Source organism: Rossellomorea aquimaris (assembly GCF_001877785.1).
GTDB classification, from domain to species: Bacteria; Bacillota; Bacilli; order Bacillales; family Bacillaceae_B; genus Rossellomorea; species Rossellomorea aquimaris_A.
Window position 1 is genome coordinate 188,219 of record NZ_MINN01000096.1, and the last position, 25,338, is coordinate 213,556.

Genomic DNA, 25,338 nt, shown 5'->3' on the forward strand with positions numbered 1-25,338 from the left:
TAATTCTATTAAATACTATATCAAAATCTTTCCGATATTGATATCATTCCAAATTATTTACTATTTCGACATTCAGGAAGCGAAAAAAGATGGGGACGCCCTAATGTACTAGGTAATGTACTTTAAGGAACAGTCCCCACTTAATTTAAGTTAATTATTTACCGCGGTTTTTGAATAAGTGAATGTGATCGAGTGCTTTTCCGGTGCCGATGGCCACGCAGTCAAGCGGTTCTTCTGCGATAAGGACGGGCATCTTTGTTTCATCACTGATCACCTTGTCCATATTGCGGAGCAGCGCCCCTCCCCCGGTAAGGACGATACCGCGATCCATGATATCGGCAGCCAGTTCAGGAGGTGTCTTCTCCAGGGTGGACTTGACGGCATCGACAATCGCATAAACCGTATCGTGAAGGGCGGAGGCAATTTCAGCAGCAGTCACTTCAATCGTTTTCGGGAGGCCTGTCAAAAGGTCGCGTCCGCGGATTTCCATCGATTCAATGCCCTCGGAATCCCCGGCTGAACCAACTTCCATCTTGATCGTTTCCGCCGTGCGGTCACCGATCATCAAGTTATACGTTTTACGGATATAGTTGATGATGCTGTCATCCATTTCATCACCTGCTACACGGATGGACTGGCTTGTCACAATCCCGCCGAGCGAGATAATCGCCACCTCCGTTGTTCCGCCCCCGATATCGACGACCATGCTCCCGGTCGGTTCCCAGACTGGAAGATTGGCCCCGATGGCAGCAGCAAACGGCTCTTCGATGGTATAGGCATCCCTTGCACCGGCCTGTCTGGTCGCATCCATGACGGCACGCTCTTCCACACTTGTGATTCCTGAAGGAACACATACCATTACATAAGGCTTTCTGGAAAAAGCGCTTTTATTCGCTGTCGCCTGCTTTATGTAATATTTCATCATGGTGGCTGTTGTTTCGTAATCAGCAATGACTCCGTCTTTCATCGGGCGCAGCGCCACAACATTCCCCGGTGTCCTTCCGATCATATTCTTAGCGTCGTTTCCGACCGCGACGATCTGCTTATTATCCGTTTGGAGTGCAACGACGGAAGGCTCGCGTACGACGATTCCTTTTCCTTTTACGTACACTAGAGTATTGGCAGTGCCTAAATCGATTCCTAAATCTTTCGTTCCAAACATTACTGGTATCTCCCTTTCTGATACAAATTGACTGGTCTCTATTTAACTAAGGAGAGTTGTCCAAACTCTTATTCCCCGAATTTTTTTACAATAGTTGATACTTCATGACATAACGAAAAGACTCGTCCTTTTAGGGGACGACTCTTTTTTAATGAGCTACGCTTTGAATCAGCATATTGTCAGTAAAAATCATAAAGATAATTATATCGTAACCATTAAAAAAATCCTAGTGTCATAAATACCCTTTTTCTTTTAAACTGATAAATTTTTTCTCGCCGATGATCAGGTGATCTAGTATATCGATTCCGATGATTCGCCCGCATTCTACTAATCTCTTCGTCACTTCGATATCTTCCCTGCTCGGAGTGGGGTCGCCTGATGGATGATTATGCACACAGATGATCGACGCAGCCGAGCGGCGGAACGCTTCCTTAAACACCTCCCGCGGGTGGACGATCGAAGCATTCAGGCTGCCGATGAATATTGTCTGTTTGTGGAGAACTTGATTTTTAGTGTTAAGGTAAAGGCACACGAAGTGTTCCTGGGCTAAAAAACGCATATCATTCATGACGTAATTGGCTCCATCTTCCGGGGACCGTATGCTGTATCGGTCATCGAAAGCAAGGTTGCCGATCCTTCTGCCGAGCTCGACTGCCGCCATGATCTGAACAGCCTTGGCAAGCCCGATGCCTTTTGTTTTGGTTATTTCTTCAAGGGACGCATCTTTTAAAAGATTCAGACCGTCGAAACTTGTCAGCAGCCTGTTTGAAAGCTGCAGGACGGATTCAGATTTCGTACCCGTACGGAGGAGGATTGCAAGCAATTCCTGATTTGACAGGCTCGCGGCCCCGCTTTGGATAAGGCGCTCTCTCGGTCTTTCATCAAGAGGGAAATCGCGGATCATCAAATTGTTCGGTTTTTCCAATGTTTTTTCCATAGGTCCTCCTTTGCCGGTCAGAGGAGCCTTTCTTATTGAAGATATCCCATTTCGCGGAGAGCCCTGTATACTTTGGAAATCGGCAGGCCTACAACGGCATAATAGTCCCCTTTTATTTCCTTGACGAGCTTTGCCCCAAGACCCTGGATCCCGTAGGCTCCCGCTTTGTCGAATGGTTCTTCCGACGCAATGTATTCGTCGATCTCTGCAGGTGTAAGCTCCCAAAACGCAACATCTGTTTTTTCATAAAATAGAGACTGTTCTTCACCTTTCAAAATCGCTACACCCGTATAGACCGAGTGTGTTTTGCCGGACAGCATGTTAAGCATGCTTCTGGCTTCTTCGTCCGTTTGCGGTTTGCCAAGAATGACGTCATCCAGTGCAACCACAGTGTCCGATCCCAATACATAGGAATCCCTGTGTTTCATTGATATTTCATTTGCCTTTCTGAGTGCGAGTTCCGTGACTACTTCATGGGGTTTCAAATGTGGTTCAACGGTTTCATCAACGTTGCTGCTTATGGTGGTGAAGGAAAGTTGAAGCTGCTGAAGAAGATCTTTTCGGCGGGGAGATTGTGAAGCAAGTATGAGGTTGGACATTTCCTGTCAGTCCTTTCGGCGTATAGAATGGGAGATACAAAATTATAGTACCAAATTCTGCCTCCTTAAACAAGCAGAAGGCGACAAGCAATTGGGATGCTTGTCGCCTCAGTGGCTATTTCCCGGAAAATAGTCGTAAAACAGAGGTTATTGTAAACTACTGTAAGTTTCAAGATAACCCAGCAGGTCTCCCTGGACCTTTTCGGCATCCGCTGAAGACTCAAGTGAGATACTCTGCTTCGCTGCATTCACAATCGACTCTTTCATTTTTACAATCGGCTCCCCCTTCACGTCGATTGCTTCGATTTCTTTCAGCACGGGTTCAATGGAACCTGCCGCCGACTCATTTCCCTTTCCGCTCAGTACACCGTTGCTGCTTTCCTCAGCAAGGATGGCATAAAGGCCGTTCGCTTTCTCCAGAAATGCTTTTTCGTTATTGCTTGCCTTGATTTCCTTTGCACCAAGCTGAAAGTCCTTGGCGTATACGTCTACTCCGTCTCCTTTCATGTCTTCGCCGAGAAGCTTCGCCGTCTCGACATCGGCAGAAACGCCCAGAAGAAGGAACCACTGTCCGTCTTTTTCAACGGACGCACTTGAAATGCCTTTGGATGTCAAGGTGTCCTGCATCGCAGCGAGTGATTCTTTCGTCGAAAAGACCCCTCCCTGCAGGATCGCCGTCGACAGTTCCTTCAGCTTAACGGCACCGGCCGATTCGTTTCCTTCCGTCATGCCTGCTGAGGTTTCGTCCTGCAAAGTGGCAGCGGGAGCCGCTTCCCCGTCAGTATTCGTGATGACCTTCAACGTACCGAATCCCAGTACGGCACCGACAACCACCGCACCGATAATCGACATGATCAGATTGATAGAATCATGGAAAGGATTTTTGAATGATTTCTTATTCTTCTTTTTCTTGCCGCTTACATAATTGATCTTTTTGTATTCCTTTGGCGGCTGAGGAGTTTCATCCGCCAGGTTCCAATCAAAGCCCGTATCCTCGAGTTTTTCTTCGCCTGCCGCCGTTTCGGCTTTGCCGATCTTCCAATCGTGGACGCGGATGTCCTCTTCATACTCCGTTTTTTCGCCATTTATTTTGATGGAGATTTTTTTCTTGCCGTCAGGTTTGTCCACCATCGCCACCCTCCCCTTATCTATTTTTTTCCATGCTATCACATCGCATAAAAAAAAGAACAAGACTTTTGTCGTCTTGCCCTAAGAGGTTTTCGTCAAATTTTTTAATAGATTGGTATTTTCATCGCCGCTTTTGATTTCCGTGGAAGACTCCGCTTTCCGCCGGCGGTTGGTGAGCCTCTTCAGCAAGCCTGCGGGAAGAAAAGCGGAGGGGCTTTGCTCATGCGCCTCTAAGCCCCGTTGCTGGACAAGTCTCACCTAACACGCTCTTCTCGCAGGAGTCTTCGCCTTCCACTCCAATCAAAACCTGGTACGGATTAGAATCTGCAAATAGCTTTACCCGCTAAAAAACTAATCCTCGTCCTCTTCATCAGGGAATTGAGGTAAAGGGTTCTTTTTTAGAGATGGAGGAGGGCTTTGGATTTTCGGGAGCCCTTCTTTCAGGTCTTCTAGTTCCGGGATGTAGAAGGCGGATGCTGTCAGTTCGAAGGTGAGGATGTCTTCGCTGTAGCCTTCCATGTTTTCTTTTAGCTCCTGCGCGCCTGCGAAGTAGAGTCCGTTGATTTCGACGATCCGTTGGAGGTTTTCGATTTCTTCAAGGAATTTTTCCATTTCGAAGTAACCCGGTGATTCTACCGTCATGGTCATTTGCATCCTCTTTAATAGAGAAGGAAGCTGGCTGTCGGCAGCCGGGACAGCGTCCGTATCTTCTCTATCTGTCGGTGCTAAGGCACCATCTGTTTTCTCAAAATTGATGGACTGGATAGCGCTTCCCGAGATCAGCTCTGCTTTTTCCAAATCCAAAATGATACCTTCCGTTAATGGTGCGACTGGGATTTTCTGCTGAAGCGAGGAGGAATCCAGCGTTTCGTTTTTCCCTATACTGTCTACTTTCGCCTCTACCGCTTGCTGCAGTTTCACCTGGATACCGAGTTCTTCTTTTTTGTATTGCAGTCTATTCTCAGCAGGCTGCAGGACAAAGTAGTTCACTCCGGCTAGAAGGAGCACTCCAGTGACTGCCGCACTTATCAAAATCGACCACTGCTTTTTTGTAAGATTCATATTCATTCTTCTTCCTCCCCTCGGGAAAGAAGTGCTTCCATCTTGCCTTGGTCAATATGAATCTCATATGCGGCCAGGTACCTCGGGAGGACCTTTTCGTCTTCGGACTCTCCGGCTTCCACCGTTGTGATTTCGATGATGTCCGCTTCCTCGATCCATTCAACGGTCTTCAGACGGGAAAGATAGAATGCCGCTTCCCTTGAGGAATCAAACTGTACGATTGTGTTGATGACCGTTCTGTCTGCGTACATAAATTCATTGAAAAATCCCCTGTCAGGCAGAAGTGAAATCAGTTCATTCAAAAGCGGTACGGTCTTCACAGGATAGTCGAGCATTTCCTGTACCGCTTTGTTCAGCTGATCGACGCTGCCCGATGATTCCGCGCCGAGGACTTTCGTCTGCTGGACCTCGATGATCTTTTTGGTTGTATCGATCTCAGCTTCCGTCCTTTTCGTTTCAGTGAGTGTACTTTTCCATGTCAGCAGCATAAATAATGCAACGAGCACGACAAGCCCTGCAGTACCCGCGATACTGTATGTAAAAGCTTTCTGTTTCTTTTCCTTTTGAGGCAATAAATTGATATCAATAAGTTTCACTGAGCTGCACCTCTTTTAAAGCAAGACCGAACGCGATGGCATATCCCGCCTGGATCTTTTCATCATTGAATGTCGTGACATTCCTCAGGGAAAGCAATTCGACAGGGATTGAAATCCGGTCCTGCAATTGCTGCCGGAGTTCGAACAAACGGGGATGGTCGCCGCTGACTATCGTTTTACTTACGGATTGTTCGCCTTTATTCAAAGAGTAACGGTAGAAATTCATCACTTTTTCGATTTCATTCAAGGTATCTCCTAACAAGTCGACAGGGTAGGATTCCACCACTTCATCATCTTTCACGGGGCCATCCAATGGGATCGGCCTGGTGAAAATGGGTTCATGTTTATGAAAGATGGAAATCGTCAGCAGCTGTTCATCCATATGAAGCAGCATGGTATGTTCATGCGGCGATGCCTTTTTTTCATGAAGAACGGCACGGTACAAAGCTAGAGGTGCTATATCGGCTGCAACCGGCTTGAGCTTCACTTCCTCAAGCAGACGCTTAAAACCGTCGACGATTTCTTCCTGAGATGCAACGAGCAGAACCTCTTGTTTCTCATGACCTGATGCCAGCAGGGAATAATCAAATACCGGGTCTTCAAACGGAAGATGGATGCTTGACCCTATTTCCAGGAAAAGATACCCTTCCATTTCGTCTTCCCTGATTTCTGCAGGGATCGATACTTTTCTCAGGATGACAAATGGATCAGGCACCACATAACGGACCGGTTTCCGCTTGATTTTCCACTCGTCGATGCATTCTTCCAGAATGAAAAGGAGTGTTTCCTCATCGACGATCCTCCCCCCTTTGATGACTCCATCGGGAAGCCTGCGTTCAGCCATTGAAGACACAAGCAGCGGGGAAGTCTGTTTCAACTCGAGATATCGGATGCAATGGTCGGTGAATACTATATTTGCTGTTTTTTGAGAACTTGAGAGAAACGATAGAAAACCCATGGATGAGATCCTTTCTTTGCACTAGTTAATAGAATAGTGACAGGTAAATAGAGATGATGCCGTCACCATATAAATAAGCCAATATTGTGCCCGCAGCGATGAAGGGGCCGAAAGGGATCGGCTTTCCTTTTTCAATCAGCTTGAATGCCAGGGCCGTGAGTCCGATGACCGCCCCTAGGAATGTGGCTATCATGAACGACAGAATGGTGATCTTCACTCCGACTGCAAGACCGATGACGCCATAGAGCTTGATATCCCCGCCGCCCATTCCGCCCCTGCTGATGATCGCGATCAAGAGAAGCAGTCCGAAACCGAGTGCCCCTCCTGCCAGACTGTCCCACCATGGTGAAAGGGGGATGAAGATCCGTTCGATGATTATTAGAGGAAGGAAAAACAACAGGACTTTGTCCGGGATGACCATGTATTTAAGGTCAGAGACCGTGATGATGATGAGCATGGAGATAAGGGTCCATGCAGCCACTAATTCCAACTGCATGCCGATTTGCAGGTAAGCTAGTACAAAAAGCCCAGCGTTCAAAGCCTCCATAAATGGATATAAAGGAGAAATGCGCCCTTTGCAGCGGCGGCATTTCCCCTTTTGGATGAGATATGAAAAGACTGGTATGAGCTCAACCGCCGTCAATTGGTGGCGGCAGTATGGACAGCTCGACCTTGGTTTTATGATTGATTTCTTAAGCGGCACCCTCAGGCCAACTACGTTGTAGAAGGAGCCTAGGAGGAGTGCGTAGAGGGTGATGATTGTTAAATAAATTAACATTTTATCCATTATTATTTATCTATTGTACCTGATTCACTTTTTGCTGCATTGATCCCTTTTACAGTAGCCTCTTCAAATTCGATTACCACTTTTCCTTTAGAAGCTTTACCACTCAAGTTAAAAGTATTAGCATCAGCCACGGATACTGAATAAGCAGTGTCCCATTTAACCCCACCGTTATCCGATAAATAGTCTTTTAGTTTAGCTGCATTCAAAGGAGCATCAGGAACGCCTTCAGAAGAAACATATAACTTTGCAGCATTGAGAACTTGTGTCCCCTCAGCCTTCACAGCATCAGCCCTTGACTTCTCAATTATATTCCCAATACTCGGCACCGCAATAGCAGCAATAATCCCCAAGATCACAATAACAGCAAGCAGCTCGACAAGGGTGAGACCCTTATCATTTTTCAAGATTTTCTTCAACATCTTTTTTTCCTCCCATTTCGGTTTTTTATGTAGTACTTTAGTACCTTATGAATCTACAATCATTATACAACAGGTTTCGCAAAAAAATAGTAAGAATGTGTAAAATATTATCAAAAATGCTAGAAATTTTGAACATTGTTAAACATTTCAAACATCGGCACCATGATAGCTGTGACAATAGTCCCGACAAGACCCGCGAGGACCACGATCATCAGGGGTTCAATCAGTGATTTCAGCTGGTCTGTGGTGTGCTCGACTTCCTTTTCGTAGAAGTCGGCGACTTTCGAGAGCATAGCGTCCAGGGACCCTGTTTCTTCACCAATTGAAATCATATGTGAAACGAGCGGCGGGATCGCCCAGTGGTCTTTCATCGGTTCGGTAAGCGATCCACCGCTTTCAAGAGAATCCCTTGACTCCTTGATCACCCGTGCTATCACTTCGTTTTCTACGACCCGCTCAAGGATCACCATCGACTGCAAGATGGGCACGGAACTCGAGAACAGGGAACTGAACGTCCTGGTCATCCTTGCAAGCACCGCTTTTTGTATGAGGCTTCCGAAAACCGGGATCCTCAGGATAAAATAATCCAGGTAATACTTCGTCTCCTGTTTACGCCTGATCAGCGTGATGCCGGCAGCTCCAAGGATGACAAGCAATAAAAGGCCATACCAATATTCCTGAACGATTGCACTCGCGCCGAGCACAACCCTCGTGATCAACGGAAGCTCGCTTCCCATATCGGCAAACATATCGACGAAGGTCGGGACGACTGCAAGCAGCAGGAAAATGACAACGCCGATGGCGATGATACCGACAACCGCCGGATAGGAAAGGGCTGCAATGACTTTCTGCCGGGTCGTGTGCTGCTTTTCATAATGATCGCCCAGCCGCTCGAGGGTTTCATCCAGGCTCCCGGTCGCTTCCCCCGCTTTCAGCATATTGATGAAAAGCGACTCGAAGATTTTCCGGTGCTTGGCGAACGCCTCGGAAAGGGGGATCCCTTCTTTCAGTTCTATTTCCACTTCGGATAGTACCTTTGACAATGCCTTGCTGCTCGTTTGGGCAGAGAGGATGCGGGTGGCATCTACGACGGTCACCCCGGCTTTCAACAGTGTGGAAAACTGCCTCAGGAATACGACCATCTGCTGCAGCTTTACAGGGTTCCCGAGGGTGATTTCCTTTGTCAGAAGCGTTTCGGGTATTTCTTCTGCAGAAATGACGCGGATTCCCTGATTCTTCAGCCTCATCATCGCTTCTTTTTTTGAAGGTGCAGAAATCACGCCCCGCTTCCGGCCGCTCCTGTCCCTTCCCTCATACTTGAACCGCGTCATACGGTGACAGGCTCCTGCATATAAGGCTTGGCGGCTTCACGTGATACAAGCCCCGTTTCCACATATCGTTTGACCGAGGAATGAAGGAGTTCCATCCCCATCGCCCTTGAGGTCTGCATGACACTCGGGATCTGGTGGATTTTTTCGGAGCGTATCAGGTTCGCCACCGCCGAATTATTGAGCAGTACTTCTATGGCAGCCACCCTTCCCTGGCGATCCGTCGTCGGCAGGAGGCGCTGGGCGATGATCCCCTGAAGGACCGACGCGAGCTGAACCCTTACCTGAGCCTGCTGAACGGAAGGAAAGACATCGATGATCCGTTCAATGGTCGATACGGCACTGGATGTGTGCAGGGTTCCCAGCACAAGATGTCCGGTCTCGGCCGCCGTGATCGCTGTATGGATCGTCTCGAGATCACGCATCTCACCCACCAGGATGACATCCGGATCCTGCCTCAGTGCGCTGCGAAGTCCGTATGCGAACGTTTTCGTATCGAAGCCGACTTCACGCTGATCGATGATTGACGAACCGTGCTTATGTAAATACTCGATCGGATCTTCGAGCGTGATGATGTGCTTTCTCATCGTTTGATTCATATAGTGGATCATCGAAGCGAGGGTAGTCGATTTCCCGCTTCCCGTCGGTCCGGTCACGAGCACCAGACCCTGGGGTTTTTCAGCGATCCTCTTGAGTACGTCGGGCAGGTTCAATTCATCAAGCGTCGGAATTTTCGTCGGCACAACGCGCAGTGCGATACTGATGCATGAACGCTGGTGATAGGCGTTCACCCTGAATCGCGACACGCCGGGTATGGCATATGAAAAATCAAGCTCACCCTGTTCCTTGAAATCATCCCACAGCTCTTCAGGTATGACGGCTTTCGCCATTTGTTCAGTATCATGAGGCTTCAGGATTTCCTGGCCGTACCTTTTCAAATCACCGTGTATGCGGAACACTGGTGAAGATCCGACCGTGAGATGGATGTCGGAAGCTTTTAATTCGAATGCTGCCCTTAATAATTGATCTATGCGTTCTTTCATAATGACCACCTTCTTTATTCGATTGCAACCCGCAGGATTTCCTCTGTCGTGGTGATCCCCTGCTTCACTTTCAACAAACCATCGTCCAAAAGGAAGATCGTTTTGGACATGTGTGCCGCTTCCCTCAGTGCGGAAAGCGGTTCATTGTTCATAATGATCTTCTTCATTTCCTCATTGATGACAAGAACTTCGTGAATGGCAAGCCTGCCTTTGTATCCGGTCATATTACAGGCTGCGCACCCTTTCCCGCGGTTGATCTTCTCGACAGTGAGACCCCTGCGCTTGAAAATATCGAATTCCCGTCTTGTCGGGGTCTCCTCGACCGCACAGTCGCGGCATACTTTCCGTACAAGGCGCTGGGCCACGATCCCGCTGAGGGACGTTGCGACCAGGAACGGTTCGACGCCCATGTCAATGAGGCGTGTCACCGTTGTCAGCGAGTCATTTGTATGGATCGTGCTTAAAACCAGATGCCCTGTTAGGGATGCACGGATAGCGACTTCCACGGTTTCTTTATCGCGGATTTCACCAACCATGATGATGTTCGGGTCCTGGCGGAGAATCGACCGCAGCCCAGTCGCGAACGTCAATCCTACATTCGAATTCACCTGTATCTGATTGATCCCTTCCAGCTGATACTCGACCGGATCTTCAACCGTGATGATGTTCACTTCTTCACTGTTCAGCTTGTTCAAAGCCGCATACAGTGTGGATGATTTTCCCGACCCCGTCGGTCCGGTGATGAGGACGATGCCCGTCGGCCTTTCAATCAGGGACTGGAACCGTTTCATATTAAGCGAATTGAAGCCGAGCTGCGTCAGGTCATTCAGGGAGGAGCTCAAATCAAGAATCCGGAGCACCATCTTTTCACCGTAAATGGTCGGCAGTGTAGATACACGGAGATCGATCGGTCGGAAATCGATGTTCGTCTTGATGCGTCCATCCTGCGGGACTCTGTGCTCGGTGATATCAAGCTGGGCCATGATCTTGATCCTTGCCGTAAGCATGCTTTGCATATGTTTCGGGATCGCCCGCTCTGTCCGGAGGATGCCGTCGACCCGGTACCGTATCAAAACCCTCGTCTCCTGCGGATCGATATGGATATCGCTCGCTTTTTGAGTCATTGCGTTCGATAGGATCTGATTCACCAGCCTGGCAATCGGGGAATCCTGATCCATGATCGTTTCATCCTGCCCGCCATCGGGTTCATTGCCCAAGCCTTTCAACTCTTCGAAACTTTCATCCATGTCATAAAATTTATTGATCGACCTGAGGATATCATCTTTGGTCGCAATCGCCGTTTCTATGAAGAAACCGGTGGACAGCCGGAGATCTTCGATGACATAAAAATCCATCGGGTCCGCCATCGCGACAAAAAGCTTGTCCCCTTCTTTTTTTAACGGGATGATCAAGTTCCTCTTTGCCGTGTCCTTCGGTATCAAGTGAAAAAGATTTTGATCAAACGGATACCGGAACAAGCTTACGTGAGGGATGCCCAATTGAAATTCAAGCACCTCGATCAGCTGCTGCTCTGTAATATATCCTCTCTGGAGAATGGCATCACCCAGCTTTTGATCTTTGCTTTTTTCTTTCAGGGCCTGCTGAAGCTTATCTTCTGTCAGCAGACCTGCTTCGACTAATAAATCACCTAATCGTTTCCGTTCCTGAGCCATTTTCAACCACCTTCTCTTATACCGCTGTTACTTCATATTGGAATCCGGAATGTCGTCGGTGGAGGAAGATCCGCTTTCGGAACTACCCTGTTCCCCTGAATCCGATAGTTCATCCTGGGAGTCCACGACTTCGTCAGCTTGGGAGCTGTCTTTCTGACCGGCATCAGGAGCTTCAGTTTCAGCATGGTTCTCACGCCTTGAATCCTGAGTTTCTTCCCCATCACTGACATTTGAACTGACTGTAGTGCTTCCCTGAGAGCTGCTTTCCTCCCTGCTGGCCATATACTCTTCGAGGCTGACAAGCTCTTCCCGGTGTACAGGCGGATAGTAATCACTTGAAATCAATTCTTCCTTCAAGACGGCACCCTTTGAATCCAGTGTGGCCTTCCACACATCAACCTTTATTCCTTTTTCACCTTCCACTTTCACTTTGGTCTGTCCCCGCTTCACATAGGGAGTGTATTGCTTGATCACCCGCGGTTCGACCGTTTGTTTGTCCTGCAGGGTGATTTCCACCTCGTTTGGAAACTGCGGCCCTTCTAAAATGACACGGAGCGAATTCTTTTCCATTTTAAAACTGATTATGTATGAAGAGCTGTCAGGATTCGCAAACTTGAAATCCTGGTGAAGTTCTTTGTCCACCCTGGCTTCAAATCCGAGCTCTGCATAGTCAGGAAGTGAACGCCCATAATGGCGCTGAACGATTTCAAGGCCGGAATACAGAAGGACTTCGTATAACCCTGTTGAAATCACACTCATTTCTTCATCCTTCATGCTGTCCAGATGCTCGTCTTCCACAAACTTCAGGAGGGAGAATGATGAGACTGGTTCAATATCAATCTCTGAAAAAGAAGAAAGGAACTCTTCCAGCCCCGGAGTCACTTCAACGTTCTTTACCGCACTTTCGGCAAGGACCACCCTTGGGTATGTTTCTTTACCGGACCTTGCAGCGTCTTCGGAATCAGTGGTACTCCCGCGTTCACCGGAGATGGTCTTACCGGCAATTACTGATGTGCTGGGTGCAACATTTTTAGAATCAGCAACAAGGTCATACAAGAAGGCTCCAAAATGTGCCGCCCCAAAAAGGTAGACTGTGCACAACACTAAAAAAAAGGATGCCGCATACGTTGTTTTTTTCAATGAGGGACCTCCTCCCTGACTATCTGCGTTTTATTCCTGAAAATAACCGATTGTATTCCTCTTCCTCTTCATCCACTTCAAGAGGAGCTTCAACAGCTTCGAGCAATCCGTCAGCGATAAACGGAAGCTCTTCCTCATAAACAGGGGCATCCCCTGCTTCTGGTTCAAAGTGTTTCACTTCCGCCTCATCCCATTCCAGCTCTTTTATGTAGTCCTGGTTATCTTCTTTAATGAAATTTTCAGAAGATCCTTCTAGTAAATTGGATTCTGAAATTGTTTCATTGCGAGATTCATCGGTATCATTGACAGTTTCATTGTTTCTTTCGGGTCCTTGGTGACTGGCGGCGGGGAAGTGGGGCTCCGGGTGAAGTTCATGAAGATGAGCAGTGCTTTCGTTGTGAATCCTTGACTGTGCTATATAGGCTGTTAGGCCCGTAAGTAAAGCTAATATTGCGATCACACTTATAAAAGGCAGAAATTCTTTTCCGATAAGGGCCAGGACGGTTATACAAAAGGAGAGTGATGAAAGAATCACCTTTTGCTTAAGTGTCAGCTTCATAGGAATGAATCTCAGGAAAGGTACCAGCAGGACAAATGCCCCTGCAGCAAATAGCAATGTTTTCATCACAATCCTCCTTTTGTCCTTCGTCGGAATCCTACATTTTTCGACTATTACTATTTTATTACATAATATTTAAAATTGAAACAATTTGATTGCATACAAACAGTTAAAAGTATGCTCCTTTCATTTAAAATACAAAAAATCGTCAAAAAAAACCTCCCAGAAAAGGGAGGTGTCCTACTTCACATATTCCGCCACACGATTCCGCCCCGCCTGCTTCGCCCCGGTATAGAGCGCCCGGTCGGCATGCCGTATCAAGGCCATAGTATCGTCTGCATCCTCTGGGGCTGTAGCCAAACCAATGCTTGCCGTGATTCTGACCATTAATTTTCTATTCGCTGCCTGGAGAGTGTCATGAAGGACGAACGGCCTGTTGGCAATCGCCTTCCTTACGCGTTCAGCAAGCCTGAGTGCCTCTGCCCTTTCAGTATCGGGCAGGAGGATGACAAATTCCTCGCCCCCATATCGAGCCACAGTGCCTTTCTTTCCGATCAGCTTGCATAAGCGGGCAGCAAGTTCGATCAGGATTTCGTTTCCGCTCTGATGACCGTAGTTATCGTTGATGACTTTGAAGTGATCCAAATCGAGCATGATCAGGGATAAGGAAGTCCTGCCGCCTGATTCAAGTTTATTGAACTCGAGTGACAGCATGTCTTCAAAGTACCGGTAATTATAGAGGTTGGTAAGTGCACATCTTTCACTGTTTTGCTTTGTCTGCTCATGATGTCTTGCATTTTCGATTGCGACACCGAAGTAGGAGCAAAGGATTTCGACAATCATCAATTGGAATTTCTCATATGCACGTTTTTTCGAAGACGCCAAGAGGAGGATTCCCTCTACCTTCTGGCTTCTTACAATCGGTACGCACAAGACGCTTTCCACTTCAGAAGGCATATATCCGTCTACCAGACCGTTCCATTCAGACTGGGAATCATAAATAACCGAGCTTCCTGATTCCCAAACCTTACCGCTGATGCCTGTCCCCTTTTTCAGGACCGGGAACCTGTGGATGTGTTTCCCTTTCGTCTCGACCCTTCGCAGAAGGACAAGTTCATCGCCTTTGCAATCCAGTATGTATGCATACTCCACAGGCAGGGTTTCGATGATATTTTTCAGGAAGATATCGAGAACTTCATCCACCTTGAGGCTTTCGGTCAGCTGGTGGCCGATTTCACCGGCCTTCTGCAAGTATTCATTGATTTTTTCAGAAGAATTATACATCTTCAGGATCATTGATAAACTGATGAATGGAATACCGATCAGAAGTGAAGCAAATGGACCGATCTGGAACGTGAGGAAATACAGGGACAGGGACATAGGGAACATGATCATATTCGCTATGAAATCCCATACGAAATCTTTGCTGTAGAATCGGATATCGCTTCCAACAAAATAATGCTGATACGCCAGGAGCACAAACTGGTTGATCATGATGGATCCAATCTGATAGGACAATGCCGCGGGCAATATATCACCGATGTTCCCCGCCCCGACTTCTCCCCCCAGAAGGAAATAAATCATACCGCTCGAAACGGATACGATGAAAAACATCAGGGAATTCAAAGGAATCCTGTGCCAGTCGGTCTTGGACATCCTGATTCGAAGAAGCAAAGGAATGATCGAAAACTGCATCAGGATGATTTCCACGAATAATCCATACTTTAAAAAACCAACGAGAGTGACCCATTGGATGAAGAAGATGGTGGAACCATTGATGACGATCGGCATGAGAGGAATGAATGTAGCAAACAGAACCAGTGTGAAAAGTTCCCATCCGTTCCCATTAACATTTTGGGGAGGGTAGAATTTATATGTATAATACAAACCTGCAGGCACGATTGCCAGCCATGCAAAAAGCAGCACAAGTTTCTTTTTAAGTGACAATTGCATCCCTGACCTCCCCCATCTTCTTGTATATTTTGATTATATAGTCAAATAGTCACAAGTTTAAGAATATTTTATCAGAGTAAAAGAATAAAGTCACTTATTTTTTCTGGAATTTTCTAACTTTTGAATAAGCACCGGTTTTACCTCTGATAGAAAGTAGAGTGAGCCCGTAATGAATAGTACATCCTCTTCACCCATACCGGGCAGTTTTTCATCTAAATACCGCTGCCAGTCCTCTTCTTTCTTCTTTCGCGGATGATCCGATATATCGAATAGCTCAACCGCTCCGGCCACCCGCGGAAACGAAAATGTGGTGAAACATATTTCTGAAGCCGCTTCTTCAAGCAGGCTGATCATATGCTTCAATTCTTTGTCCTTCAGAGCAGAGAAAAGGATCGTCACATTCTTCGAGGGATAACGCTCAGAAATCGTTGCGGCAAGCGCCTTTATTCCTTCAGGATTATGCGCCCCGTCCAGGATCACAGCCGGCGTGTCACTCATGACTTCCATCCTGCCCGGCCAGTATGCTTTCTTCAGCCCATTTCGAAGAGCGGCATCTGCCACGCTGATTACATCCTGTGACTGCAATATTTCTGCCGTCTTTACAGCGATTGCTGCATTTTGAACCTGATGTGCCCCCATCATCGAAATTTCAAAAGCACTGCTTTTCCCGGATGAAATAAAATGAAATCTTTCTCCCCTGCCTGCAGCAGGGGACCTCTCTGTGTGAAAATCTTCTCCCAATTGATAGATACGGCTCCCTTTTTCATTTGCAGCGTCCGCAATGACCTTTCTTGCCCCGTCCTGCGTGACACCGGAAATGACAGGAACGCCTTCTTTGATGATGCCTGCTTTCTCGGAGGAAATTTCTTCGATCGTATCGCCAAGGAAGTTCATATGATCCATTCCGATACTCGTGATCACTGAAATAAGCGGGGTGATCACGTTCGTTGAATCAAGTCTGCCCCCAAGCCCCACTTCAAATAAAACGACATCGGGTTTGACCGTTTCCGCAAAATAGACCATGCTCATCGCCGTGATGACTTCAAATTCGGACGGTTCACCCCACTCACTGTGTGCCATGCTTTCTGCAATCGGTTTGACGAGGGACACAAGCGTAATGAGATCTTCGTCCGGAATGGGATTCCCGTTTACAGAAATACGCTCATTGAACCGTTCAAAATACGGGGAAGTGAACGTCCCGACTGTACAGCCCGCCTCTTGAAGAATATTTCGAAGATAGGTTACTGTCGACCCCTTCCCGTTCGTCCCGCCGATATGCACGCTCTTAAATTTTTCATGGGGATTCCCGAGTTCTTTTAATAAGTGGTGCATTCTTTGAAGACCGGGCTTTATACCAAGTCTCAATCTTGCATGAATCCACCCGATCGCTTCCTCATATGTAAACATGTATGCTTCACTCCCATCAAAAAAAGGCCGGGGGAAGCCTAGCTGCTTCAGGGGTGCTTCCCTTTACAATTAGACTTCTGCTCCCAAGCCATTTCATAAAAATTAAACGGTTTTCAATTCCTCGATTCTCGCTTTGACTGTTGCCTGCTTTTCAAGGTAATCTTTTTCTTTTGCCTTCTCTTCGTCGACTACTTTTTGAGGGGCTTTGCTTACAAACTTTTCATTATTCAGCTTGCCCTGGACACGTGACACTTCTTTTGTCCATTTCTCAAGTTCTTTTTCAAGGCGGGCAATTTCTTCATCGATATTGATGAGACCTTGTAGCGGAAGAAATAATTCTACTCCTGTAGCAACCGCAGTCATCGCTTTTTCCGGAGGAGTGATATCGGTGCCCATATCCAATTGCTCAGGATTACAGAAACGCTCGATGTATCCTTTGTTCTTATCCAGGATTTTCAGGATTTTCTCATCCTTCGCTTTCAGGATCAGCTTGACCTGCTTGCTCATCGGCGTGTTCACTTCTGCCCGTACATTCCGAACGGCACGGATGATTTCCACAAGGAGCTTCATCTCTTCTGATGCACCGGCATCCGTCAGGTCCTTGTTTACTTCCGGCCAGGCTGCAACTGTGATCGATTCGCCTTTATGCGGCAGGTTCTGCCATATTTCCTCGGTAATAAACGGCATGAACGGATGCAGAAGTCGCATTGTGTTGTCGAGAACGTACGCAAGGATGGAACGAGTTGTTTTCTTGGCCGCTTCGTCTTCCCCGTATAAAGGAAGCTTCGCCATTTCGATATACCAGTCGCAGAAATCATCCCAGATGAAATTATAAAGGATTCTTCCGACTTCGCCGAATTCATATCGGTCGGCAAGGCGGGTCACACTCTCGATCGTTTCGTTCAGGCGTGTAAGGATCCATTTGTCGGCAACGGATTTTTCACCGCTGAGATCGATTTCTTCATAAGTCATGCCATCCATATTCATAAGGGCAAATCGAGATGCATTCCAGATTTTATTGGCAAAGTTCCAAACGGATTCCACTTTCTCGAATGAGAAACGCAGATCCTGACCAGGTGAACTGCCTGTGGACAAGAAGTAACGAAGTGAATCTGCACCATATTTTTCGATGACATCCATCGGATCGACGCCATTGCCGAGCGATTTACTCATCTTGCGTCCGTCTTCTGCACGGACAAGTCCGTGGATCAGGACATCTTTGAATGGACGTTCACCGGTGAACTCAAGTCCCTGGAAAATCATGCGCGATACCCAGAACCCGATGATGTCGTAGCCTGTTACAAGCGTGTTTGTCGGATAGTATCTCTTGAAGTCTTCCGCTTCTGTATCCGGCCAGCCCATTGTTGAGAATGGCCACAGTGCTGAACTGAACCAGGTATCAAGGACGTCTTCTTCCTGCGTCCAGTTTTCACTGTCAGCGGGTGCCTCGTTTCCTACATATACTTCACCGGTTTCCTTGTGATACCATGCCGGGATTCTGTGTCCCCACCATAATTGACGGGAAATACACCAATCGCGGGTATTTTCCATCCAGCGCATATAGGAAGTTTCGAAACGGTCGGGAACAAAATTCACTTTTTCCCCTTCTTTTTCCTGCAGCTTGACTGCTTCCTGTGCGAGCGGATCCATTTTGACGAACCATTGAGTTGATAGATATGGCTCAACTACCGCTCCGCTCCGCTCGGAGTGTCCAACGGAGTGCATATGCTCTTCGATCTTGAACAGTACGCCTGATTCCTGAAGATCTTTGACGATCTGCTTGCGGCAGTCAAAGCGGTCCATGCCATTGTATTTATCTGCCTTTTCATTCATGCTTCCGTCTTCATTCATCACGAGGATACGTTCAAGATTATGGCGGTTTCCGATCTCGAAGTCATTCGGATCGTGAGCAGGCGTGATTTTTACCGCCCCTGAACCGAATTCCATATCCACATAATCGTCCCCGACGATCGGGATTTCACGTCCGACGATTGGAAGGATCACCGTTTTACCGATCAAGTGCTTGTAGCGGTCGTCTTCCGGATGGACGGCTACAGCCGTATCACCGAGCATCGTTTCAGGACGTGTTGTCGCGATTTCAATATGTCCGCTTCCATCCGCTAACGGATACTTCATATGATAGAACGCACCCTGTACATCCTGGTGGATAACCTCGATGTCGGATAAAGCTGTCTTCGTTGCGGGATCCCAGTTGATGATGTATTCACCGCGGTAAATCAAGCCTTTATTATAAAGGTCGATGAATACTTTCTGAACGGCATCCGATAAGCCTTTATCCAGCGTGAAACGTTCGCGGCTGTAGTCAAGCCCCAGGCCGATTTTCGACCATTGCTTCCGGATGTGCTCTGCGTACTCTTCTTTCCAATTCCACGTTTCTTCCACGAACTTCTCACGGCCAAGGTCATGGCGCGAGATACCCTGGCTGCGAAGCTTTTCGTCCACCTTTGCCTGTGTGGCAATCCCTGCGTGGTCCATTCCCGGAAGCCATAGGACATCGTAGCCCTGCATGCGCTTCATTCTTGTCAGGATGTCTTGAAGTGTCGTATCCCATGCGTGGCCGAGATGAAGCTTGCCTGTTACGTTCGGCGGCGGGATGACGATCGAGTACGGTTCCTTTTCCTTCTCACTTTTCGCTTCAAAAAACTTCCCATCCAGCCACCATTTGTATCTTCCCTGCTCAATGGCATTGGGATCATATTTAGTCGGCATCGATAATTGATCTTGAGTCTCCATTGTATATCCTCCTTTAACGTTGTAGGTTCATTTAACAGCATTTTTTGGACACAAAAAAATCCTTCGCCCTGTAAAAGGACGAAGGATTCGTTTCGCGGTACCACCTTTTTTCTCAGAAGTCATTCTGTCTCCTGAACTCTCAATGAACAATAACGGCTTTTAACCGGCTTCCACTACTGTTTTCATGGAAACAGCTCTACAGGCGACCTTCTATCGTCTTCGCTTGGAAAATCTCTCAGCATACGATTTTCCTCTCTGAAAGCGGGGGGCAATGTACTCTTCCTGTTCAACGCTTTTAAAAATATTTATGTAATCATTATAGTATAGGATTCACTGAACTTTCGTCAATCATTATCGCCCATTTTCACAAAAAATATTCTCTTTAACATGCTTCTCGCACCCTTCCGGACAGAAAACATAAGATGAAGTAGTGAATACACCCAGGAAAGTGAGTGACAACCATGAAGAAATTCAATCAATATACACTGCAGAAGTGGATGGGCAACGCACGGCTGATCTGCAAGCAGTTCATCGTCCCTTTTACCATCTTTCAAGCAATCCGGACGATTCTGCTTCCGACTACTTTCGATGTACTTTTATTGACCTTGTTTATCGGGCTCGGCCTTGCCATTTACTATGATTGGATTTAAGGACTGACGAAACATGGCGTTCGCCAGTCCTTTTTTCATGTCTCTGCCTCTGCCGCGGCTTCCGCTTCTTCTTTTTTCTTGCGTTCAATCTCGTCGAGGCGCATGACCACATATTCGGTATTTTTCAAGAGCCAGTAGTGACGCTGCAATTTTCTCACTGCTTTCCGCTCGTTTCTTTTCGCTTTAGGCGTATGAAAATATTTTTCAGCCATCGCAATCAATGAGCTCGGATAAGCCAGATAACACATGAACAGGAGCTTTTCTTCCGCGCGGGCGGTAAAATGCTGAAAGTACGTTTCCAGCCACTCTACACACTCATCAAAATACTTAGGATAGGTTTTCAAGGTCCTTGACAGGAACGGAAGCAAGTCATGAAAAGGAGAAGCCGTCTTTGAACCTTCGAAGTTATTAAAATAACCCATCCCCCTGTCATCATAGAGGAAATGCTCGGTGGAGAGTTTGCCGTGAATGATGACCGTCCTCACCTTTTCAAGGTCTTTTGTGCTTTCATACCATTCGTCGAGTTTATTCCGTGAAAATTTCAAAGCTTGTGATGCATCCTTATAATACATACAAAAATGGTATTGAAACGGCGACATATACGTGGTTTTCTCACATTCTTCCACGTATTCATCGAGGAACTGCTGCTCCTTTTCCCACCTGGAAGTCAGCTGTTCGTAATGGGATTCTCTTTCTTCTTTATTGATTTTGACATCCTGTGAAGAAATTGTATGAAGTCTAGCCAATTCCCGGAACAGCTTTTGATGCCTTTCAAAACGGTCTTCCTTATCCTGGTTGTTGAGCCAGGGCATCACATAGTAAAGTTCACCCTCGTGCCAGACTGCATACCGTCCGTCCATTGTGGGATAAATGGGAACAATCCGGTTATATCCCCGCTGGAACAGAGTCTGGATGTTCCGCACAAAATCCACCCCCGTCTGTGCGGATATATGCTTGACGGCAAGCGTGCCTTTGTTTGAGTACACTTTGCTGACCTTACCGGTATCTTCCACGAAAAAGGGTTCTACCCCGTAAGGCTGAAGAACAGGCTTTAAATGTTCGATCGTCTGCATGATTATTTGCACCTCCTTTTTTACGGACAGCCTCCGATTCCTCCGCTCCCTTGCTTAAAGAAGAAAAAACGGACTGCCCCCAGTATATTGGTGTCAGTCCTGATACAATGCCGTATTTTATCGTTCTGCTCTTTTGTTATTTATGCTTTGAACACCGGTTCTTCATTTGGGATATAAAGAACCTGGCCGCTGTAGACATCCTGGTTGGCCTCCAGATGATTGACCCTCAGCAGCTGGGCGATGGTCAAATCATATTTTTCGGCGATCTGATCGAGGGTTTCCCCCTCCTGAACAATGCAGACTCTAAGCATTGCAGCACGTTCTTCTTCTTTGCGGGCGAAGAAATCAGTCAACGAAATCGATTCATATTTTTTGCCTTTGATTTTTTTCTTCTTTGCAGTCGGTTCTTCTTCCATCGAAGAGGATTCTTCTTCCTCTTCCACTTCTTGAACCGGCTCCTGCTTCTGCATATTCATTTGTTCACTGGCAGGCTGAGGGACTTCCTGCTCCTGTGAGGATTCACTCAATTCATGTTCTGGAAGTTCAAATACATTTTCCTTCCTGAAGTAGCTCTCTTCGTGTGCAGATTGGGAATCATACTGGATATGGACAGGAATCTCGTCTTCTTCCTCGGCTGGAGGTGTCCTCCCTTCGAGTGAAAACGGCTGGTAATCATCATCAGGGGATTCAGGGATGCCATCTGCCGATTCAACCTCTGTTAGGTCGTAATCATGGTTTATATCATCTTCATCCTCATATGAGACATTGACCTCTTCCTGATCATATGATTCATCATCATCACGGTCATAATATCCATGACTTTCAGTTTCCTCTTCTTCTAAAGGAGCATCTGCAAAAGCAGCCGAGCGGTGAAGAGGGGCATAAAGTTCTTCCTCCTTATATTCCACTTCAAGAGGTGTATGGGTCTGCTGCTCCCCGTAAATTCCGGTAATGGTCAAATCGGCATTCAGTTTCAAGCAGGCATTTTCAGGCACAACGTAGTCGAAGGACTCGACGAACACATCAATGTCTCCCAGATTGGCAATTCTGTTTTTAGGGATGGTGACATCTACCGGAAAACGGTGAACAAACTCGTTTTCCCCTTTTTCCCTTTTTTCAACGATTTGAACGAATTTACCGCTAGCTTCAAATTCGTCTACACCTTCTTCATCCCGCGGGGTGGTAGGCAGGTATTCACCTGAAAGATCCAGGGTCCCGCGTATGAGTACATATTGTTCTTGTTCCTGTATCGTTATATGTGGATCTAAGGAGATGGATAGCAGTTCTTCAACTTCCTGTCCTTTTTTGAACCAAATTGATTCTTCCAAAGAAAATCGCAGGCACGATTGTTGATCTTGTGACAAAGAAATTCCTCCTTTCAAGTTCCAAACCTAAGAAATATATGACAATGTCATTATCACTTTATGAAACGCGGAGGGGAAATATGATAGAGATGAGTAAGTTTTAAAAAATTGAGTGTCTTAATTACATTGAGTTTGCTTTGAATGTCGGTATTGATTTCCGTGCATGACTTCGCTTTCCGCGGGTAGCCCGTGAGCCTCCTCGTCACTCCGTTCCTGCGGGGTCTCACATTAGCTACTCTTCCCGCAGGAGTCTTCGTCATGCACTCCAATCAATACCTGGATAGTCCATTTACAAAGCCATTTCATTCATGTTAAAAATTATCCAAATAATATTTTTCGTCGTGGCATACTCCATCTTTTCTGTTCGTTATCTTAAATCAAAAAGCCGACCTTCTTATAAAAGGCCGGCTTTCTCTTTTACTTATTTCTTACTGATCTTCTCAAATGCTTTTTCTGCTGCTTTGATTGTGTTGTTGATATCTTCGTCGCTGTGGGCGGTGGATAGGAATAGTCCTTCGAATTGGGAAGGCGGCAGAAATACTCCTTCGTTTGCCATCTCGCGGTAGTACTCAGCGAACATTTCCAAATCAGAGGATTTTGCCCCTTCGTAATTCTTTACTTCATCATTTGTGAAGAATAAACCGACCATCGAGCCTGCACGGTTAATGGTATGAGGGACGCCGTGTTTTTGTGCGGCTTGCTTCAAACCATCCTCAAGAAGGTCGGCTTTGCGGCCGAATTCTTCATAGCTTTCAGGCGTCAATTGGCTGAGTGTCTCGTAACCGGCAGTCATGGCCAGCGGATTCCCTGACAGGGTTCCAGCTTGGTAGATGGGACCGCTCGGAGCGATCTTTTCCATGATTTCTGCTTTTCCTCCGTACGCTCCAACAGGCAGTCCGCCGCCGATCACTTTCCCGAGGCAGGTAAGGTCAGGTGTCACATTGAAATATCCTTGCGCACAGCCGTAACCAACACGGAATCCTGTCATGACTTCATCGAAAATCAGCAGGGAACCGTTCTGTTCAGTGATTTCACGAAGACCTTCCAGGAATCCCGGCTGAGGAGGGACGACTCCCATATTCCCGGCCACCGGTTCAACGATGACACCGGCAATATCATCACCGAATTGTTCGAATGCATAACGGAAGCTTTCTAGGTCGTTGTATGGAACGGTGATCGTATTTTTGGCGACCCCTTCAGGCACCCCCGGACTGTCAGGAAGGCCAAGTGTCGCAACACCGGATCCTGCTTTGATCAAGAGTGAGTCCCCGTGTCCATGGTAGCAGCCTTCAAATTTGAGGATTTTGTTACGGCCGGTATACCCCCGTGCAAGACGTAGTGCACTCATTGTCGCTTCCGTCCCTGAAGATACCATGCGGACGATTTCAATACTCGGTACACGGTCGATCACCAGTTGAGCAAGTTTATTTTCGATTTCGGTCGGTGCTCCGAAGCTTGTCCCGCTTTCAGCCACCTTCTTGATCGCTTCCACCACTCGGTCATTGCTGTGACCAAGGATAAGCGGCCCCCATGACAGTACATAGTCGATATATTCATTACCATCGATGTCATAGATCTTGGAGCCTTTTCCCCTTTCCATGAAAATGGGATCCATATTGACCGATTTGAATGCGCGGACAGGGCTGTTTACACCGCCAGGCATTAACTTCTTTGCTTCTTTGAACGCTTCTTGTGATTTTTCATATGAACGCAAGACCATTCTCCTCCTTTAAAAAAATGCGGAAATTGAACTCTTTCTTTACGACAGCCAGCCTGCCACGTCTTTTGCAAAATACGTGATGATGAGATCTGCCCCTGCACGCTTCATGCTTGTCAGCTTTTCCATCACGATTTCCTGTTCATTGATCCAGCCGTTTTCTGCTGCGGCTTTGACCATGCTGTATTCTCCACTTACATTATAGGCAACAACCGGTGCGTTGAAACGGTCCTTTACTTCCCTCATGATATCCATGTAGGAGAGAGCCGGTTTGACGATCAGGAAGTCCGCTCCTTCTTCGATATCAGATTTGGCTTCGCGCAATGCTTCCAGACGATTAGCCGGATCCATTTGATATGTCCTTCTGTCCCCGAATTGAGGAGTCGAATGAGCGGCATCACGGAACGGTCCGTAAAAGCTTGAAGAGTACTTCACTGCGTACGACATGATCGGAACATCCGTAAATCCTGCTTCATCCAGCCCGTGGCGGATGGCTGCGACGAATCCGTCCATCATATTGGAAGGTGCGATGATATCCGCTCCAGCTTCCGCCTGGCTTACGGCTGTTTTTGCAAGAAGGTCAAGGGTCGGGTCATTCAGGATTTTTCCGTCTTTCACAATTCCGCAGTGACCGTGGCTTGTGTATTGGCAAAGGCATGTATCCGCTACGACGACCATCTCAGGGTAGAGTTCTTTCACGAAGCGGGTAGCCCTCTGCACGATTCCATGTTCATGATAAGCCTGTTTCCCGAGTTCATCTTTTTCAGCCGGTACTCCGAACAGGATGATTGATTTAATACCGAGTGAAGCAATCTCATCCATTTCTGCCTTCAGGTTGTCCATGGAAATATGGAACACACCGGGCATGGAAGGAACAGCCTTACGGATATTTTCACCTTCAACAACGAATAAAGGATAAATCAAATCTTCTTTTCTAAGATGCGTTTCTCTTACTAACGCACGCATATTTTCTGATTGTCTTAAGCGGCGATGGCGATTGAATGTTAGATCTTTCATTTATAATACCTC

At 47.0% G+C, this 25,338-nt stretch carries 22 protein-coding genes and 1 other annotated feature; of the genes, 1 reads left to right on the forward strand and 21 read right to left on the reverse strand.

All coding sequences use genetic code 11. The annotated features are described in order from the left end of the window. Positions 1-154: 154 nt before the first annotated feature. The 17 genes from BHE18_RS13490 to BHE18_RS13570 all read right to left on the reverse strand — a co-directional run bounded on the left by BHE18_RS13490 (position 155) and on the right by BHE18_RS13570 (position 19,505). A complete protein-coding gene (locus tag BHE18_RS13490; RefSeq protein WP_071619077.1) occupies positions 155-1,162 on the reverse strand; it encodes a rod shape-determining protein in 1,008 nt (335 codons plus the stop codon). Between the two features lie 232 nt (positions 1,163-1,394). Further along, entirely contained in the window at positions 1,395-2,099 is a 705-nt protein-coding gene (gene radC, locus BHE18_RS13495; protein ID WP_071619078.1) for a RadC family protein, read from the reverse strand. A gap of 32 nt (positions 2,100-2,131) precedes the next feature. After that, positions 2,132-2,698 carry a Maf family protein gene (locus BHE18_RS13500; RefSeq protein WP_071619079.1) on the reverse strand — a complete coding sequence of 189 codons (567 nt, stop codon included), beginning with the start codon at positions 2,696-2,698 and terminating at the stop codon, positions 2,132-2,134. 147 nt (positions 2,699-2,845) lie between these two features. After that, positions 2,846-3,829 (reverse strand): hypothetical protein, encoded by a 984-nt coding sequence (locus BHE18_RS13505; protein ID WP_071619080.1) that lies wholly within the window; start codon positions 3,827-3,829, stop codon positions 2,846-2,848. A 348-nt stretch (positions 3,830-4,177) separates the two neighbouring features. Beyond that, positions 4,178-4,894, reverse strand: coding sequence for a hypothetical protein (locus BHE18_RS13510; protein ID WP_071619081.1), 717 nt, complete (start codon positions 4,892-4,894; stop codon positions 4,178-4,180). Then, positions 4,891-5,484 carry a PilN domain-containing protein gene (locus tag BHE18_RS13515; protein WP_071619082.1) on the reverse strand — a complete coding sequence of 198 codons (594 nt, stop codon included), beginning with the start codon at positions 5,482-5,484 and terminating at the stop codon, positions 4,891-4,893. Before BHE18_RS13515 ends, BHE18_RS13510 begins: the two co-directional genes overlap by 4 nt. After that, positions 5,471-6,442 carry a type IV pilus biogenesis protein PilM gene (pilM, locus tag BHE18_RS13520; RefSeq protein ID WP_071619083.1) on the reverse strand — a complete coding sequence of 324 codons (972 nt, stop codon included), beginning with the start codon at positions 6,440-6,442 and terminating at the stop codon, positions 5,471-5,473. Before pilM ends, BHE18_RS13515 begins: the two co-directional genes overlap by 14 nt. A gap of 25 nt (positions 6,443-6,467) precedes the next feature. After that, the gene (locus BHE18_RS13525) at positions 6,468-7,220 is read right to left on the reverse strand and encodes a prepilin peptidase (RefSeq protein WP_071619316.1); all 753 of its coding nucleotides are present in this window, start codon (positions 7,218-7,220) and stop codon (positions 6,468-6,470) included. 11 nt (positions 7,221-7,231) lie between these two features. Continuing rightward, complete coding sequence (locus tag BHE18_RS13530; RefSeq protein WP_071619084.1) at positions 7,232-7,648, reverse strand: type IV pilin protein; 417 nt, start codon at positions 7,646-7,648, stop codon at positions 7,232-7,234. Between the two features lie 119 nt (positions 7,649-7,767). Continuing rightward, complete coding sequence (locus tag BHE18_RS13535; protein ID WP_071619085.1) at positions 7,768-8,979, reverse strand: type II secretion system F family protein; 1,212 nt, start codon at positions 8,977-8,979, stop codon at positions 7,768-7,770. Continuing rightward, positions 8,976-10,019: a type IV pilus twitching motility protein PilT gene (locus tag BHE18_RS13540; RefSeq protein ID WP_071619086.1), complete on the reverse strand. Its 1,044-nt coding sequence runs from the start codon at positions 10,017-10,019 to the stop codon at positions 8,976-8,978. Before BHE18_RS13540 ends, BHE18_RS13535 begins: the two co-directional genes overlap by 4 nt. A gap of 14 nt (positions 10,020-10,033) precedes the next feature. After that, positions 10,034-11,692: a GspE/PulE family protein gene (locus BHE18_RS13545; RefSeq protein ID WP_071619087.1), complete on the reverse strand. Its 1,659-nt coding sequence runs from the start codon at positions 11,690-11,692 to the stop codon at positions 10,034-10,036. A 27-nt stretch (positions 11,693-11,719) separates the two neighbouring features. Then, complete coding sequence (locus tag BHE18_RS13550) at positions 11,720-12,832, reverse strand: VanW family protein (RefSeq protein WP_071619088.1); 1,113 nt, start codon at positions 12,830-12,832, stop codon at positions 11,720-11,722. 19 nt (positions 12,833-12,851) lie between these two features. Continuing rightward, positions 12,852-13,457 (reverse strand): hypothetical protein, encoded by a 606-nt coding sequence (locus BHE18_RS13555; RefSeq protein ID WP_071619089.1) that lies wholly within the window; start codon positions 13,455-13,457, stop codon positions 12,852-12,854. 174 nt (positions 13,458-13,631) lie between these two features. Beyond that, positions 13,632-15,344, reverse strand: coding sequence for a sensor domain-containing diguanylate cyclase (locus BHE18_RS13560; RefSeq protein ID WP_083573791.1), 1,713 nt, complete (start codon positions 15,342-15,344; stop codon positions 13,632-13,634). A gap of 90 nt (positions 15,345-15,434) precedes the next feature. Beyond that, complete coding sequence (locus BHE18_RS13565; protein ID WP_071619090.1) at positions 15,435-16,751, reverse strand: bifunctional folylpolyglutamate synthase/dihydrofolate synthase; 1,317 nt, start codon at positions 16,749-16,751, stop codon at positions 15,435-15,437. A gap of 102 nt (positions 16,752-16,853) precedes the next feature. Beyond that, positions 16,854-19,505, reverse strand: a complete 2,652-nt coding sequence (locus BHE18_RS13570) for a valine--tRNA ligase (protein WP_071619091.1) — start codon at positions 19,503-19,505, stop codon at positions 16,854-16,856. Positions 19,506-19,576: 71 nt separating this feature from the next. After that, positions 19,577-19,804, reverse strand: a binding site (T-box leader). Between the two features lie 162 nt (positions 19,805-19,966). Here BHE18_RS13570 and BHE18_RS13575 point away from each other — a divergent pair. After that, positions 19,967-20,155 carry a hypothetical protein gene (locus tag BHE18_RS13575; RefSeq protein WP_071619092.1) on the forward strand — a complete coding sequence of 63 codons (189 nt, stop codon included), beginning with the start codon at positions 19,967-19,969 and terminating at the stop codon, positions 20,153-20,155. A 35-nt stretch (positions 20,156-20,190) separates the two neighbouring features. On the opposite strand, the gene ysxE is transcribed toward BHE18_RS13575, so the two are convergent. From ysxE to hemB, 4 genes are all read right to left on the reverse strand, one after another. Beyond that, the gene (gene ysxE / locus BHE18_RS13580) at positions 20,191-21,228 is read right to left on the reverse strand and encodes a spore coat protein YsxE (RefSeq protein ID WP_071619093.1); all 1,038 of its coding nucleotides are present in this window, start codon (positions 21,226-21,228) and stop codon (positions 20,191-20,193) included. A 140-nt stretch (positions 21,229-21,368) separates the two neighbouring features. Then, entirely contained in the window at positions 21,369-22,592 is a 1,224-nt protein-coding gene (spoVID, locus tag BHE18_RS13585; protein ID WP_071619094.1) for a stage VI sporulation protein D, read from the reverse strand. 421 nt (positions 22,593-23,013) lie between these two features. Next, positions 23,014-24,306 carry a glutamate-1-semialdehyde 2,1-aminomutase gene (gene hemL, locus BHE18_RS13590; protein ID WP_071619095.1) on the reverse strand — a complete coding sequence of 431 codons (1,293 nt, stop codon included), beginning with the start codon at positions 24,304-24,306 and terminating at the stop codon, positions 23,014-23,016. Positions 24,307-24,351: 45 nt separating this feature from the next. Then, positions 24,352-25,326 carry a porphobilinogen synthase gene (gene hemB, locus BHE18_RS13595; protein WP_071619096.1) on the reverse strand — a complete coding sequence of 325 codons (975 nt, stop codon included), beginning with the start codon at positions 25,324-25,326 and terminating at the stop codon, positions 24,352-24,354. Between the last annotated feature and the right edge of the window lie 12 nt (positions 25,327-25,338).